We start from the raw sequence: 15,411 nt of genomic DNA, 5'->3' as shown, positions 1-15,411 counted from the left end.
TTGTCCTGTTGGACTTCTGCTTTAATTGTTAGCATTTTAACCTATTAATTTGGGGTCAACAATAGGTCAACAACTACCTAAATTAAGGCTAATATTACCGAAGCAACAGACTTATATCTGGTGGGTTTACAAACTAAAAGAGGCTCTATTCCCTTAGGAATGAGCCTCTTAGTTTGTGGACCAGCCTGGGCTTGAACCAGGGACCTCCAGATTATGAGTCTGTTGCTCTAACCAACTGAGCTACAAGTCCGATGTATCCTTTTATCGGATGCGGTGACAAAAGTAGTATTTTCTATTGAATTATGCAAATTCTTTCAATAAAAAACTACGTGACTTTTCTTCTCAGAATTTATATTTGCGTTTCGGGTTCTTGGGGAACCAGCCTTTTTTTACTCTTTCTTCCTGTTCGAAAACCTCTTTGATTGTCCAGAAAGAGGAGAAGGCAAATACGCCTAGCAGAGAAGCTATGATGACGTTCTCGATGCTTAATGAGGCAACTACACCGGCAATACCGAGTATCAGGAATATCCACCAGCATTTTGTGCCCCAATAATATTCGGCCTTTACCACAACAGGGTGAAAAAGGCCGATAATCAAAAAGGTACAAATTCCGATGAATAACCCTGCAAGGTGATATTCACTTAGAAATTCCATGGGCTTACTTTTCTACTCGGATAGGAATTTCTTTTTTGATGCTTTGCTCCAGAGATATCAATGTCTCGGTAGCTACTACACCTGGTATCTCTTGCATTTTGTTATTCAGCAAATCCATTAGGTGTTCATTGTCACATGCATAAAGTTTGGTCAGCATGGTATACGGGCCAGTGGTGAAGTGACATTCTACGATTTCCGGAATCTTCTGCAACTCGGCCACTACAGATTTGTACATAGAGCCTTTTTCCAGTTTGATGCCGACATACGTACATGTTCTGTATCCCAATGATTTCGGATTTACATGATAGCCTGAGCCTACGATGACACCCAAGTCAATCAATCTCTGCACACGTTGATGAATAGCTGCGCGTGACACTCCGCATTCGGCTGCTACGTCTTTGAAAGGGATGCGGGCATTCTGTGAGATAATCTCTAGTATTTGCCTGTCGAGGTTGTCTATTCTTTCCATAATAATAAATTGTAATTTCCAGTTGTTATCAAATAGTAAGCAAATATAGAGATTTATTTTAATTATTCTTCTTTTCCGAGAAAAAAAATAGGAAAAAGCAAAAAAAAGAGGGGCAATCACTTTGCACCTCTTTCCTTTTTCTATTTAGACAGAAAATTATTTCTTATCTTTCTCGATACTCAACAGTTCAACTTCGAAAATCAAAGTAGAGAACGGTTTGATCTGGCCGCCTGATTCTCTTGCGCCATAAGCAAGATCCTGCGGGATATAAAGTTCCCATTTAGAACCTACGGGCATCATGGTCAATGCTTCTGTCCAGCCTTTGATAACTTGGTTGGCACGGAAAGTAGCCGGTTCGTTACGTTTGTAAGAGCTATCGAATTCAGTACCATCGATCAAAGTACCTTTGTAGTTTACTTTCACTTTGCAAGTGTCGGCAGGAATTTCACCTTTACCTTCAGTGATAACTTTATATTGCAGACCGCTCGGAGTTGTTTTCACACCTTCTTTAGCTTTGTTGTCGGCAAGGAATTTTTCGTTTTCAGCTTTGTAGTCAGCATATTTTTCTTCCAAAGCTTTTGTTTTGATAGCTTCCATAGCTGTACGAGTATAAGCCTGAGCAGCTTCCATAGACATTACGCCACCTTTTTCCAGCGTACCTGCGATGAAACCAGCCATGAAGTTGTCTTTGCTGATAGTTTTAGTAGAGTCACCGGCAAACAGTTCCTGATTGATGTTTTTTATCATACCGTTCTCGCCGCTGATTTGCTGACCGATTTGAATACCTGCCATGTAAGCAATGTCTTTTTTGCTGGTTTTGCTTACGCCGTCGTTCAAACCTTTGATGAATTCTGCCATAACGACCTGTCAGATAGCCTTTCAGACCTTGAGTCTGAGCCATACCGATAGAATAAGACAGTGAATCGAGGTCTGATTTCAGATTTGCTTTAGGAGCTTGAGCTGTACAAGAAGCAAGGCTTGCAGCAGCGGCGATTGCCATAAAAATACTAATTTTTTTCATTTTGCTTTGAAATTTTTATTTATAATACTTCAAGTAATTCTACTTCAAAAACGAGTGTGCTGTGAGGAGGAATCATTTCTCCGGCACCTCTTGCGCCATAGCCCAGGTCCGATGGGATATACAGTTTCCATTTAGCACCTTCCGACATCAGTTGCAGGGCTTCTACCCAACCTGGAATTACCTGGTTAACGCCGAATACGGCAGGTTCGCCACGCTGGATAGAACTGTCGAACAGGGTGCCGTCTACCAACGTGCCTTCGTAGTGGCATCTTACTTGGTCGGTCGCTTTCGGTTTTTTGCCTGTACCTTCATTGATAACCTCGTATTGCAATCCGCTGGGCAGTGTAACAATACCCGGTCTTTTTTTGTTTTCTTCGAGGAAAGCCTTTCCTTGTTCAATGGCGACAGCGCTCATTTTAGCTTCCAGTTCTTCGAAGTATTTGTTTACTATTTCGCGGGCTTCATTGTGGCTGATAGCCGTTTGATTACCTTCCAGTACGTCTCTGATTGCTTGTGCAAAATCATCTACTGCGAGACCTTGAATTCCCATACTTGATAAGTTTTGACCGATTCCAAGGCCAATAGCGTAACTAAATTTATCCATATAATGTTTTTTGTTGGCGATTGAAATGTATCACCTTCATGGTTTTAGCTTTCAATCAATTGCAAATTTATGAATCGCAAAAGTACGTGTTTTATTTGAATCATTTAGCATTTGGTATTTAAAAATTCTTATATCCGTGAAAGTTAACTGCTTTTCTTTAGATTATTTATTCTTTTGTTCCTGAGATTTAATCTCATTGATTCTAGTATTTGTGTATAGATTATAGTATATGTGATGCTAGTCTTTAGGCTACTTCAACTTAAATCCCCGCATTTTCGAAGCTAGATTATTAGGTGCAAAAGTTTTCTTTTATTCGATGATTCTGATTACATTTGTATATCTTAAAATGAACAGAAGGAGGAACGATTATGAAGAATCTGGTAATATTGACGGGTGCTGGTATGAGTGCCGAGAGTGGAATCAGTACGTTTCGTGATGCAGGCGGTCTGTGGGACCGGTATCCGGTGGAGCAAGTGGCTACTCCGGAAGGCTATCAGCGCGACCCTGCATTGGTGATCAACTTTTATAATGAACGCCGGAAACAGTTGTTGGATGTGACGCCGAATCGCGGGCATGAATTATTGGCGGAGCTGGAAAAGAATTTCAGAGTAACGGTGATAACGCAGAACATTGATAATTTGCACGAAAGAGCCGGAAGCAGTCATATTATTCATCTGCATGGTGAACTGACAAAAGTATGTTCCAGTCGTGATCCTTATAATCCCCATTATATAAAGGAATTAAAACCTGAAGAATACGAGGTGAAACTTGGAGACAAGGCGGGAGACGGAACACAGTTGCGGCCTTTTATAGTTTGGTTCGGCGAGGCGGTCCCCGAAATTGAGACAGCTATTCAATATGTGGAGAAAGCGGACATTTTTGTAATTATCGGCACTTCGCTTAACGTGTATCCTGCTGCGGGATTACTTCATTATGTACCGCGGGAAGCAGCGGTGTATCTCATTGACCCAAAGCCGGTGGATACACATACTTCTCGTCCGGTACATGTGATTCAGAAGGGAGCTTCTGAAGGAGTGGCTGAGTTGAAACAGTTGTTGGGCGTTTAAAACCCTTTCCTGTCTTTATTCCAGTTCAGAGGTAAAAATATGATTATTCCGGAGCACTTCCGAAATTTCGAGTGCGGTGATGCCACTGCACTCGATTCTTAATATTTTTTCCCAATCCTCAAAGTCTACATTCCATTTGTCGATTTGGGGATATTGTGCCAGAAGTTTCTCGATGCGTTTGATGTCGCATTTTCTGGTGATAGAAGTTCGAAAAATCAGAATCTTATTTTCCATGTCTTTTAGAGTTTTATTGATGTGAACGGAACTCTCGAATGGTCATATTGAAATATTGTCTGAAGTTGCGGCTTAATAGTGAAAGGCTGCTAAAACCGCATAGACGGGCAATTTCAGTGGCAGAAAGTTCCTTGTTCCTCTTTAATAATTGTGCTGCTTTTTCAATCCGAGTGCGTTTGATATAATCTGTGGGAGTTTCTCCTGTCAGAATAGTAAATACGCGATGGAAGTGGAAAGGTGAAAAACAGGCGATGCCTGCCATTTTCTGTAATGGTAGTGGCTGGTCTATGTTGTTATGGATGTAGTCGGTGACTTTGTTTATCCGTAACAGGTATTCTTGCTTATTTAATTCTTTCGTTTCCATATCTTTTTGCAAAGTAAAGGATAATAATTGCCGGAGAACTATCCTATTTTGCTAACTTCTCCGGCAGCTGGCAATTATCTTTTTTGTCCTATGTAGAATACATAACCATAATATTCTTTATACTTGTCATACAGACTCTGCTCATGCCGTTGCCCGGCAATGAGGTCTGCGGCTGCGGCATTTCCCGAGTATTCCTTCAAAAAAGCTTCCTGGGCCGGGAACTGGGGAGCATAGAAATGTTCTGTCCAACAGTTCTCCGGTAAAATGAAATGGGCTGTCAGTGTATAGCCGGCTTTCTCCATTTGTGCTATTTTTGTCGGGATAGTATCAATTTCCGGGTAATTGGCGAGCCAGAAGTCTTCTATTTCGGCAGGGCGTTCCGGGGTAAACCAGGAGGCTTCTGTTACGGCGATGAATCCGTCCTTTTTCAGGAATCTGTTCCATTCGTTCATGCCACGTTCGAATCCTATATTATAGATAGCGCCTTCGGACCAGATAAGATCGAGTTCTTCGTTTTGAAACGGCAGATTGTCCATTGAGCCGACAATGCCTTTTACTCTGTTTTCGCAATGGGTATTTGCTGCATTTCTGTTGAAGATCTCTATAAAATCGGGGAAAAGGTCGATGCCTGTAATCTGTCCTTTTGTATAGTTAGCTAATACCATTGTCTGTCCGCCTGTACCGCAACCAATATCGGCGATTTTGGCTTCGTCAGACAGTTCGTTGATGAAACTTACGGCTTTTTGTGTGACTTCGGGACTTCCGGGACCTTGGCGTTCTAATAACTTGAAGTAATTACATATCATTGTGAAATCGAAATCGTGGATTGATTTTAAATCGTTACTCATTGTTTTTTAATGTTTTAGGTGTACGCCAAATGAATGCATGCAATGATGCCCGGCTCATTCGACTATACAAATTGTTTTAAAATTCAGATAATAGAATATAACTCTGACATGACTATGTCAGAGAAAACATAAGGGATAATCTGTAGTGAGAGGAAGACTAACAGATTATTTACAGAACGGAATCCTTACGGAATGAAAATGAGTTAAACATCCAATTTTTCTTTTAGTTCGTGGCAAAGATATGTTTTTTAGAGATAAACGTCCGTAAATTCTATAAAGAAAAATACTGTAAACGTGCATTTTAGCAAGAATCGTCAAGTGCATTTTTAGTACTTAGTCGAATAAATGATATAAAAAGGCTATGTATTGAAGTAATAATTAAGTATTATTTGTATTTTTGTAACTTGAAATCTAATTATATATTACATGAAAAGAAGCTTTATCTTTCTCTTGGGCCTTTTGTGTATTATAATGGTGGAGGCTAAAAACCATTACTTTAAACATCTGGGAGTTTCTGACGGATTATCTCAGGTTTGTATATTTTCAATTTATCAAGATGAGTTGGGTGCAGTATGGTTAGGCACTTCGGAGGGATTAAACAGATATAATGGTAAAGATGTAAAAATATTCCGTCCTTCGCAGGGAAATGAAGGTCTGACGAATAATGAGATCAATAAACTGTGTGGAGATAAAAAAGGAAGAATATATATTCGTTCGGGTAATGACTTGATAAAATTTGAACTTTATAAAGAACGGTTTACCTGTTTACTTCGGAATGATGTAAGAGATCTTTTCTGTAAAGAAGATACGTTGTGGGTTAGTTGCAAATCTGGTATCTATTATTATACAGCTGAAAGTTCAGAATTGACTTTTTTCACGAAATTACAGGGAGGAGTAGGTGCGGAAGGTATGATATATGTCGATAACGATTTTATATGGGTTGCTACCAATCATCTAGTTGCTATTTCGCGCAAAAATCCAAAGCAACAAAAGATACTAGCTTCATTCGACAGAGGTAGCCAATGTATTTCAGGAGATAGTGCGGGTAATATATGGGTAGGTACCTGGAACGGTTTGTATAAAATCTCCGCCAATAGGGAAATGACACGTTATATAAATTCTTCAGACAAAGGAGAATTGTCGGATAATCAGATTCGATGTGTATTGGAAGATGACTTCAAACATATATGGGTAGGTACTTTTCGCGGACTTGATTGTTATGATCCTACAATTGATAAATGGGAGCATTATACACGTTATGGTGATTCTCCAAACACCTTGAGCCACCACTCCGTTTTATCTCTCCACAAAGATATGCAAGGTAATATTTGGGTAGGAACTTATTATGGAGGTGTAAATGTCTTTAATCCGAGTAAGACTAGTAATCATTTTTACTATGCAGAGCCGTTGCAGGAAGACTGTTTGAGTTTTCCTGTCGTTGGAAAGATGGCGGAGGATAGTAGTGGAAGATTGTGGATTTGTACAGAGGGAGGAGGATTGAATTGTTATAATGCAGATACCGGGATATTTACTCGGTATCAACATCGGAAAGGTGATGCGAGTAGTGTGGGTAGTAATAATCTCAAGTCAATATTCTATCGAAAAGAAAATGAACGGCTATATGTTGGTGCTCATCTTGGGGGAATATTTGTGTTGGATCTGAAATCGAATAAAGGACATACGCTTCATAATATAGTAGGTGATCCCACATCATTACCGCATGAGATAGTGAACGATATTCAAGAGTATAAGGATGGGCTTGCTTTATTAACACAGGGAGGGGTTGCTTTTATGGATCCGGTGACTGAGAAATTTTCACCACTCTCGAATGATGTAAATGTCCGGAAGCTATTGAATAAAAGATATGCTTTTGAAACGTTCCTGATTGATAGTCGACAACGTATGTGGTTGGCATCGGTTAATGGAGGTGTTATTTGCGTGGATTTGCCTTCATCAAAAATAACTGAGTATGCAATGGATACTAATAATCCTTCTTCAATAGGACGATTTAAAGTTGTCCATATTTTTGAGGACAGTAGAGGAAGTGTATTCTTTTGTACGATAGGATCGGGTATATATGAATATCAAGAAGGGGAGCAATCATTTAAGTCATACAGTACTTCGAATCAATGTCTGCCGAGTGATTATTGTTATTATATCTGTGAATCTGTTGAAGATCATCGTTTATTTATTCTTCATGGAAAAGGACTTTCTATTTTTAATAGAGAGAAAGGAGAAGTTGAAAATACCTATCACCTGTTTAATCAGACTTATAGTCAGGGATCTGCTTTGTATCTAGATAAGAATGGAACTCTTTTTATTAGCGGTACTAATGGCTTGGCTTTATTCCAGAAGCAATCTTTATATGCTTTACCTTCCAAGAGTCTTTTGAATTTTGATAAATTGTTTATTTTCAATGAAGAAATTTGTCCTAATGACCAGTCTGGTATTTTGACTGATATACTGGCGAAGACATCGGATATTTATTTAAGCTATAAACAAGATAATATAACTGTTGAATTTGCATCCTTTAATTATAATAATGATCGTAACCGTTTATTTGAGTATCGTTTAGAAGGATTTGATAAGGCTTGGACTCAAACCACTGGTACAACAATAACTTATACGAATTTACCTCCTGGTGAATATATACTTAGAGCCCGTCCATTAGCTGGTAAAGAAAATCTGGATGAGGAAGTTCATTTGAATATACATGTTTCTGCTCCTTTTTATGCCACTGTCTGGGCCTATTTTTTCTATCTTCTATGTTTGCTAGGGGTGATGATTGCATTTATTCGTTTCAAAACTCGTCAGGCTGCTTTAAAGTCCTCTTTGGAGTTTGAAAGAAAGGAAAAAGAGAGGATTGAAGAACTGAATCAGGTAAAATTACGTTTCTTTACGAATATCTCTCATGAATTCCGTACCCCATTAACACTCATTCTTGGACAGATTGAGGTATTGATGCAGATGGATTTGGGCACAACTATTTATAACCGTATCCTTCGCATTTATAAAAATGCATGGCATATGCGGAATCTGATATCAGAATTGCTTGATTTTCGTAAACAGGAACAAGGTTATTTGAAACTTAAGGTTGAAGAACAGAATCTGGTCACATTTACGCGACAGATTTATATGTGTTTCTATGAGTATGCACAAAAAAAAGAGATTACGTATCGTTTTGATAATGTAGAAGAAACAATTTCTGTCTGGTTTGATTCAAAACAATTACAGAAAGTTATTTTTAATTTATTGTCGAATGCTTTTAAATACACACCCAATAAAGGAAGTATAAGGGTAGAGGTAAGAATGCTTGCTTCTCAAGCGATTGTGTCGGTATGTGATACAGGAGTCGGCATTCCGGAAGAACATATTTCAAAGATTTTTGAGAGATTTTATCAAACAGATAATTCTTCTTCGTTCACATTAGGAACGGGCATAGGATTGGCATTGGCTAAAGGAATAATGAATATGCATCATGGAAAGATTGATGTAGAAAGTACTGTGGGAAAAGGTACTAAATTCACGTTATCTCTTCCTTTGGGAAATCGTCATTTTAGTGATGAAGAAATGGCTACTGTAGAAAGTAGAGAGTCAGTAATTATTTCCGAGGCGGTTCCTATGCTTCCCTTTGAACAAATAATGGATGTGGAAGAAGAAAAAACGAAAGTACAAGAGAATATTAAGGAAGAAGATAAACCCATTATTCTTTTGGTAGATGATAATGAAGAATTGTTGTCTATGCTGGAAGATTTGTTTTTGCCGATATATAAGGTATATATTGCACATGATGGACGTGAAGGACTGGAAATGGCACGACAAATTCAGCCGGACTTGATTATAAGTGATGTGATGATGCCTGAAATGTCTGGTAAAGAATTATGTTATAAGATTAAAACCAATGTGGAACTTTCTCATATTTCTGTGATTTTATTAACGGCTCAGACTTCTGTTGAGTATGTTGTGGAGGGGTTAATGTTTGGTGCAGATGATTATGTAACGAAACCATTTAATGTAAAAGTATTGATTGCTCGTTGTAATAATCTGATTAAAAATAAAAAACGTTTGATAGCACATTATGCAGGTAAGACCATTACGGAGTCTCCGGTGACAGAAGCTATAAATGAAAGAGATAAGGAATTATTAGCGAAATGTGTGAATATTATTAAGGAGAACTTTGAAAATCCTGCTTTTGATGTTACTGCTCTTGCTTCCGAACTCTGTGTGGGACGTAGTAAACTATATATGCAATTCAAACAAATGACCGGATTGACTCCGAATGAGTTTATTCTAAAAATAAAGTTGGATGAGGCAATGTCTTTATTGAAGAACCATCCGGAATTAAATATCTCGGAGATTTCTATACGGTTAGGGTTTTCTTCTCCACGTTATTTCAGTAAATCTTTCAAAGCATTTTTTGGGGTCGCTCCGCAAACTGTAAGAAGTAGGAAGAAAGAATAATGTGTTTTTCATCTACTATCAAATTATACATGACATCCACTAATATTGTACATAAGAGGTCTTATTAAATTGGAGAAAAAGGCTAAAATATGACCAAATCTTCCATTTTAGGTGTTCATTTTTTCCATGTGGATTCATACGTCTACTTTTTGTAATATTTGTATTTATAGGTATTGTGTTTCTCCTCTACTTTTACATCGCTTTAATTTAGTTTTAGTACATAAAATCAAAAAGTTAATTAAACAAGTATGAAGGGCACAAAAAAATATGGAAATAAAATTTTTATAATTACTGAAAATCAGACCAATGCATTAAGAGAAGAAATTAATATGGCTGATTATAAAAAAAACGGTAATAGATGTGGCGGCTATGACCGATGAAATATGAGAAGATTTCAAGCAATCAAAGACTTCTAATTATACTCATTATAATATAACTTATCACATGAAAAGCAAATTAATAACATTATTCTTACTATTAGTTACTATTGGTTCGATAACCTCCGCTCAGGGAATTAAAGAAGAAATCTCTTTAAAATATGGAGCAACGAATGAGGGGAAGCGACAGGATCCTGCAATGCAAAAATTCCGGGATAATCGTTTGGGAGCCTTTATTCATTGGGGATTGTATGCCATTCCTGGGGGTGAATGGAACGGAAAAATGTACGGTGGGGCTGCTGAATGGTTGAAGAGTTGGGCAAAAGTACCTGCTGATGAATGGCTGAAACTGATGGATCAATGGAATCCTACCAAATTTGATGCAAAGAAGTGGGCAAGAATGGCTAAAGAGATGGGAGCTAAGTATGTAAAGATAACAACGAAGCATCATGAAGGTTTCTGTTTGTGGCCGAGTAAATATACTCAATATACGGTAGCGAATACTCCTTATAAAAAAGACTTGTTGGGCGAAATGGTAAAAGCCTACAACGATGAAGGTATTGATGTACATTTCTATTTTTCAGTGATGGATTGGAGCCATCCGGATTATCGTTACAGTATAAAATCTGAAGAAGATAGTATTGCGTTCAGCCGTTTTCTGGAGTTTACAGACAATCAATTGAAAGAACTGGCCACACGTTATCCTACAGTGAAAGATTTCTGGTTTGATGGTACATGGGATGCAAGTATTAAGAAGAATGGTTGGTGGACAGCTCATGTGGAACAAATGCTGAAGGAGATGCTTCCGGGGGTTACTATTAATAGCCGTCTGCGTGCCGATGATAAAGGAAAACGTCATTTCGATAGTAATGGTCGTTTGATGGGAGATTATGAATCAGGTTACGAACGTCGTTTACCCGATCCAGTAAAAGACCTTAAGGTTACACAATGGGATTGGGAGGCTTGTATGACTGTACCCGAAAACCAATGGGGATATCATAAAGACTGGTCATTGAGTTATGTCAAAACTCCGATTGAAGTACTTGATCGTATTGTACATGCTGTTTCTATGGGAGGAAATATGGTTGTAAACTTTGGTCCTCAAGCAGATGGAGATTTTCGTCCGGAAGAAAAAGCTTTGGCGACTGCTATCGGCAAATGGATGAGTCGTTATGGAAAGGCCGTTTATGCCTGTGATTATGCCGGATTCGACAAGCAGGATTGGGGATATTACACACGCGGTAAAAATGGTGAAGTGTATATGGTGGTATTCAATCAACCATATAGTGAACGTTTGATAGTAAAAACCCCGAAAGGAATTTCAGTTGAAAAAGCTTCTTTATTAGATACTAACGAAGATATCAAAGTTGTTGAAACAGCTCGTAACGAATATAATGTATCTGTTCCCAAGAAGAATCCGGGTGAACCTTATGTTATTCAGCTTAAGGTGCGTGCAGCTAAAGGAACAAAAGGTATTTATCGGGATGCTTTAACATAAATCAAAAGAGGATTGTAATATGAAGTTCAAATTTACATTCGTTTTGTTAGTATTGATCGGGCAGTTTTTCTCTCTCACTGCCCGGGAAGTGACCTCTTTCAATGAAGGTTGGTTATTCAAACGCGGTCCTTTTTCGGAAGACCCAGTAAAAGTTGTTGCTCAATGGGAGGGGAAATGGGAAACTGTAAATCTGCCTCACACATGGAATGCTAAAGATATGCAGGTAAAGGCTGCTTCTTTTTATGAAGGAGTTGGCTATTACAAGAAAAAACAATTCTTTAATGAAGAATTGAAAGGGAAGCGTGTGTTTCTTCGATTTGAAGGTGTGGGCGCAAACACCGAGGTATATGTTAACAGTAAGCTTGTAGGAACCCATAAAGGAGGTTATAGTGCTTTTGCTTTTGAGATAGGAACAGCTTTGAAATTTGGAGCTGAGAATGAAATCATGGTAAAAGCTGATAATACTGCACGACCGGATGTTATTCCGGTGAATCATAGCCTTTTCGGAGTGTATGGAGGTATTTATCGCCCGGTATGGCTAATTGTTACTGAGCAAAATAATATAACAGTTACCGATTGTGCTTCTCCAGGTGTTTATATTACTCAGAAAAATGTTTCGAAACGTTCTGCAGATATTACTGTAAAAGTAAAATTAGACAATGGCAGCCTTACTCCTGCGAATTTAGTACTTGAAAATACTCTCTATACCCAAGAAGGAAAGAGAGTTGCTTCACATCGCCTTCCTTTGGAATTAACTCCTCAAGGAACGCAAACTTATTTTTCAACTTTTAAATTGAACAAACCTCATCTTTGGCAAGGACGTAAAGATCCTTATTTGTATAAAGTCGTTTCACGTTTGGTAGCAGAAGGAAGGGTCATTGATGAAGTTATCCAGCCTTTGGGTGTTCGTAAGTTTGAGGTTGTTGCCGGTAAAGGATTTTATTTGAATGATGAGAAATATCCGATGTATGGTGTAACCCGTCATCAGGATTGGTGGGGATTAGGAAGTGCTTTGACTAATAAAGAACATGATTTTGATTTAGCACAGATAATGGACGTAGGAGCCACAACTGTCCGTTTTGCCCATTATCAACAATCAGATTATCTCTATTCTCGTTGTGATTCTTTGGGATTGGTCATTTGGGCTGAAATCCCTTTTGTGAATCGTGTGACAGGCTACGAAGCGGAAAACGCGCAGTCTCAGCTTCGTGAGTTGATTCGTCAGAGTTTTAATCACCCTTCTATCTATGTTTGGGGGTTGCATAATGGGGTATATCAACCTCACGAATATACAGCCGGGCTGACGCAAGCACTTCATAATCTTGCCAAGACAGAGGACCCGGATCGTTATACTGTAGCTGTCAATGGTTTCGGACATGCTGAACATGCAGTGAATCAGAATACAGATATTCAGGGGATGAACCGCTATTTCGGATGGTATGAGAAGAAGCTACAAGATATTGAACCATGGGTGAAAGGATTGGAAGAAAAGTACCCGTGGCAAAAGCTGATGTTGACAGAATATGGTGCGGATGCCAATTTGGAACATCAGACTGAATATCTCGGTGATGCATTGAATTGGGGAAAACCTTTTTATCCGGAAACATTCCAGACTAAAACGCATGAATATCAATGGAGTGTTATTTCGAAACATCCTTATATCATTGCTTCTTATCTATGGAATATGTTTGATTTTGCTGTGCCGATGTGGAGTCGGGGTGGTGTACCTGCTCGTAACTTGAAAGGCTTGATGACTTTTGACCGGAAAATCAAGAAGGATTCTTATTATTGGTATAAAGCCAACTGGAGCAAGGAGCCTGTATTGTATTTGACGCAGCGCCGAAATGCGGATCGTGAGCGGAAACAGACCTCTGTGACAGTTTATTCTAATATTGGTACTCCTATAGTATATCTTAATGGTAAAGAATTGACTGGTATTCGCAAGGGATATACTGATGTACATTATGTTTTTGATAATGTAACACTGGAACAAGGTAAAAATGTAATAAGAACCGTTGCAACACATAACGGAAAAGAATACACGGACGAAATTGAATGGAATTATACAGGAGAAAAGAAACGCAATGCTGACTCGCGTGAGAATAAGAACGAACATGCTGGTTGGTAATTGCTTGTTTAGAATATATAAAACAATATTGTTGAATCTTTAAATATGAAAGCCTATGTGAAACTATGATCTTACATCAATTCGAAAAACACTTAGAATTAAAAATGTTATGGAATAAAAAACATCTAAATTACTTATGGAATACAAGAAATTTTATTTATTAATTATCGTATGCCTCTTTTCTATAGGAATATTCGCTCAGAGCGGTACAGAGAAGATTAGCATTTCGTTTAGTAAAATACCTTTAAAAGAAGCTATGGCAAGAGTAGAGAAGGCTTCGGGGTATTTGTTCTCTTATGATGCGACTGAAATAAATGCAGAACAATTGGTAAGTCTGAACTGCAAGAATGAAGAAGTGCGTCTGGCGCTTCGTAAAATGTTTGAACCGACTAATATTACGTTCAAATTTCAGAATAAACAAATAGTATTGTCGCTTTCTTCTAAAGAAACGTTGAGTTCTAAGAAAGGAGCGACCAAAACTGTCACTGGTACCGTTTCCGATGGAGCAGGGGAGCCTATTATTGGTGCCACAGTAATAGTGAAAGGCACTATTAACGGTGTATTAACCGATATGGATGGTAAATACACTATTAAAGCAAGAGAAGGTGAAGTTTTGGAATTCCGCTATATTGGTTATAATAGTGTTGAACAGAAAGTAAAGGATAAAAGTGTTATCAACATTGCTATGGCGGAATCGAATGTAAATCTGGATGACGTTGTTGTTATTGGTTACGGTTCACAAAAGAAAGAAAGTGTAGTATCTTCTGTGAATACAATGAAACCTGCAGAGATTGCTATACCAACGCGTAGTTTATCAAATACGATTGCTGGTCAGGTTGCTGGTGTGATTGCCATTCAACGTTCTGGAGAACCGGGAAATGATGATGCCGATTTTTGGATTCGTGGTCAAAGTTCATACGCAGGTGGTACGAGTCCATTGGTGTTGGTGGATGGTGTTCCTCGTAGCATGAATGATCTTGACACAGATGAAATTGAGACATTTACTGTCTTGAAAGATGCTGCTGCTACTGCTGTATATGGTTCTGAAGGTGCTAATGGTGTAGTTTTGATTACAACAAAACGTGGGCGTGCACAAAAAACTATTATCAGCTTCAACGCACAATATAGTATTGCTACTCCTACCCGTATGCCGGAGTTGATGAACTCTTGGGATTATTTATCAATGTGGAATGAAGCGTCTTGGAATGATGCGGGTAATCCTAATTGGGATAATTATGTGCAAAATAGCGCTCCATACAGTGCAGAAGCGTTGGCAAGGTATCGGGATGGAGTTGATCCGGATTTATACCCGAATTCTATTTGGACCGACTTATTATCTAATAACACGCAGAATCAACGTTATACAGTGAATCTGCGAGGAGGTTCGGAAAAAACTAAGTTCTTTGTATCAGGAGCTTATTATAAGGAAAATGGTATGTTTAAATCGAATCCATTGGATGACTACAATGCCAATATCGGATTGGAACGTTATAATTTGCGCTCCAATGTAGATATGGATATTACTCCGACGACCAAACTTTCCGTTGATATGAGTGGACAATACAGAACTCAAAATAACCCCGGAAATTCTTCTGACCAGATTTTTAAACATATCATACTTTTCCCGACTCATTTGGTACCTTTTACATGGTCGGACGGGACTGCTGCAGTTTGTGATACAGATGC

General features: G+C 38.5%; 12 protein-coding genes, 1 tRNA gene and 1 pseudogene. 6 read left to right on the top strand and 8 right to left on the bottom strand.

Features of this window, described 5'->3' with window-relative positions:
• Positions 1–176 precede the first annotated feature (176 nt).
• The 5 genes and pseudogenes from BHV72_RS03505 to bamJ (BHV72_RS03485) all read right to left on the bottom strand — a co-directional run bounded on the left by BHV72_RS03505 (position 177) and on the right by bamJ (BHV72_RS03485) (position 2,748).
• Positions 177–250: transfer RNA gene (locus BHV72_RS03505), tRNA-Ile, on the bottom strand.
• A 92-nt stretch (positions 251–342) separates the two neighbouring features.
• Positions 343–654, bottom strand: coding sequence for a DUF4491 family protein (locus BHV72_RS03500; RefSeq protein WP_005676661.1), 312 nt, complete (start codon positions 652–654; stop codon positions 343–345).
• Positions 655–658: 4 nt separating this feature from the next.
• Positions 659–1,123, bottom strand: a complete 465-nt coding sequence (locus BHV72_RS03495) for an Lrp/AsnC family transcriptional regulator (protein WP_004302580.1) — start codon at positions 1,121–1,123, stop codon at positions 659–661.
• Positions 1,124–1,279: 156 nt separating this feature from the next.
• Positions 1,280–2,144, bottom strand: a pseudogene (bamJ, locus tag BHV72_RS03490) (BamJ family beta-barrel-assembly machinery protein).
• A gap of 19 nt (positions 2,145–2,163) precedes the next feature.
• The gene (gene bamJ, locus BHV72_RS03485; RefSeq protein WP_005676658.1) at positions 2,164–2,748 is read right to left on the bottom strand and encodes a BamJ family beta-barrel-assembly machinery protein; all 585 of its coding nucleotides are present in this window, start codon (positions 2,746–2,748) and stop codon (positions 2,164–2,166) included.
• Positions 2,749–3,116: 368 nt separating this feature from the next.
• Here bamJ (BHV72_RS03485) and BHV72_RS03480 point away from each other — a divergent pair, with 368 nt between their 5' ends.
• The gene (locus BHV72_RS03480; protein WP_122295313.1) at positions 3,117–3,815 is read left to right on the top strand and encodes an SIR2 family NAD-dependent protein deacylase; all 699 of its coding nucleotides are present in this window, start codon (positions 3,117–3,119) and stop codon (positions 3,813–3,815) included.
• A gap of 15 nt (positions 3,816–3,830) precedes the next feature.
• Here the strand turns inward: BHV72_RS03480 and BHV72_RS03475 are convergent, their stop codons facing one another.
• From BHV72_RS03475 to BHV72_RS03465, 3 genes are all read right to left on the bottom strand, one after another.
• Positions 3,831–4,049, bottom strand: a complete 219-nt coding sequence (locus tag BHV72_RS03475; RefSeq protein ID WP_005676656.1) for a hypothetical protein — start codon at positions 4,047–4,049, stop codon at positions 3,831–3,833.
• Between the two features lie 13 nt (positions 4,050–4,062).
• Positions 4,063–4,413, bottom strand: coding sequence for a helix-turn-helix domain-containing protein (locus BHV72_RS03470; protein WP_005676655.1), 351 nt, complete (start codon positions 4,411–4,413; stop codon positions 4,063–4,065).
• A 74-nt stretch (positions 4,414–4,487) separates the two neighbouring features.
• Positions 4,488–5,261 carry a class I SAM-dependent methyltransferase gene (locus BHV72_RS03465; RefSeq protein WP_022042523.1) on the bottom strand — a complete coding sequence of 258 codons (774 nt, stop codon included), beginning with the start codon at positions 5,259–5,261 and terminating at the stop codon, positions 4,488–4,490.
• 426 nt (positions 5,262–5,687) lie between these two features.
• Here BHV72_RS03465 and BHV72_RS03460 point away from each other — a divergent pair, with 426 nt between their 5' ends.
• The 5 genes from BHV72_RS03460 to BHV72_RS03440 form a co-directional block, all read left to right on the top strand.
• Complete coding sequence (locus BHV72_RS03460; RefSeq protein ID WP_286854572.1) at positions 5,688–9,722, top strand: hybrid sensor histidine kinase/response regulator transcription factor; 4,035 nt, start codon at positions 5,688–5,690, stop codon at positions 9,720–9,722.
• A 248-nt stretch (positions 9,723–9,970) separates the two neighbouring features.
• A complete protein-coding gene (locus tag BHV72_RS03455; protein WP_005676652.1) occupies positions 9,971–10,102 on the top strand; it encodes a hypothetical protein in 132 nt (43 codons plus the stop codon).
• A gap of 64 nt (positions 10,103–10,166) precedes the next feature.
• On the top strand, positions 10,167–11,597 hold the full coding sequence (locus BHV72_RS03450) for an alpha-L-fucosidase (RefSeq protein WP_005676651.1): 1,431 nt from the start codon (positions 10,167–10,169) through the stop codon (positions 11,595–11,597).
• A gap of 19 nt (positions 11,598–11,616) precedes the next feature.
• Entirely contained in the window at positions 11,617–13,725 is a 2,109-nt protein-coding gene (locus BHV72_RS03445) for a glycoside hydrolase family 2 protein (RefSeq protein ID WP_286854570.1), read from the top strand.
• 136 nt (positions 13,726–13,861) lie between these two features.
• Positions 13,862–15,411, top strand: a 1,550-nt coding sequence (locus BHV72_RS03440) for a SusC/RagA family TonB-linked outer membrane protein (RefSeq protein WP_286854569.1), incomplete at its 3' end; no start/stop codon positions are given.

This window comes from Bacteroides sp. 43_46, assembly GCF_001915455.1.
Taxonomy (GTDB): domain Bacteria; phylum Bacteroidota; class Bacteroidia; order Bacteroidales; family Bacteroidaceae; genus Bacteroides; species Bacteroides caccae.
The sequence above is the reverse complement of the archived record's forward strand: the minus strand, read 5'-3'. Positions and strand labels throughout refer to the sequence as shown.

What these genes read in the sequence shown, in the direction of transcription:
- BHV72_RS03470 (WP_005676655.1), bottom strand. Translation starts at nt 4,413, where the DNA reads ATGGAAACGAAAGAATTAAATAAGCAAGAATACCTGTTACGGATAAAC.
- BHV72_RS03455 (WP_005676652.1), top strand. Translation starts at nt 9,971, where the DNA reads ATGAAGGGCACAAAAAAATATGGAAATAAAATTTTTATAATTACTGAA.
- BHV72_RS03475 (WP_005676656.1), bottom strand. Translation starts at nt 4,049, where the DNA reads ATGGAAAATAAGATTCTGATTTTTCGAACTTCTATCACCAGAAAATGC.
- BHV72_RS03500 (WP_005676661.1), bottom strand. Translation starts at nt 654, where the DNA reads ATGGAATTTCTAAGTGAATATCACCTTGCAGGGTTATTCATCGGAATT.
- BHV72_RS03465 (WP_022042523.1), bottom strand. Translation starts at nt 5,261, where the DNA reads ATGAGTAACGATTTAAAATCAATCCACGATTTCGATTTCACAATGATA.
- BHV72_RS03480 (WP_122295313.1), top strand. Translation starts at nt 3,117, where the DNA reads ATGAAGAATCTGGTAATATTGACGGGTGCTGGTATGAGTGCCGAGAGT.
- BHV72_RS03460 (WP_286854572.1), top strand. Translation starts at nt 5,688, where the DNA reads ATGAAAAGAAGCTTTATCTTTCTCTTGGGCCTTTTGTGTATTATAATG.
- BHV72_RS03445 (WP_286854570.1), top strand. Translation starts at nt 11,617, where the DNA reads ATGAAGTTCAAATTTACATTCGTTTTGTTAGTATTGATCGGGCAGTTT.
- BHV72_RS03450 (WP_005676651.1), top strand. Translation starts at nt 10,167, where the DNA reads ATGAAAAGCAAATTAATAACATTATTCTTACTATTAGTTACTATTGGT.
- BHV72_RS03495 (WP_004302580.1), bottom strand. Translation starts at nt 1,123, where the DNA reads ATGGAAAGAATAGACAACCTCGACAGGCAAATACTAGAGATTATCTCA.
- bamJ (WP_005676658.1), bottom strand. Translation starts at nt 2,748, where the DNA reads ATGGATAAATTTAGTTACGCTATTGGCCTTGGAATCGGTCAAAACTTA.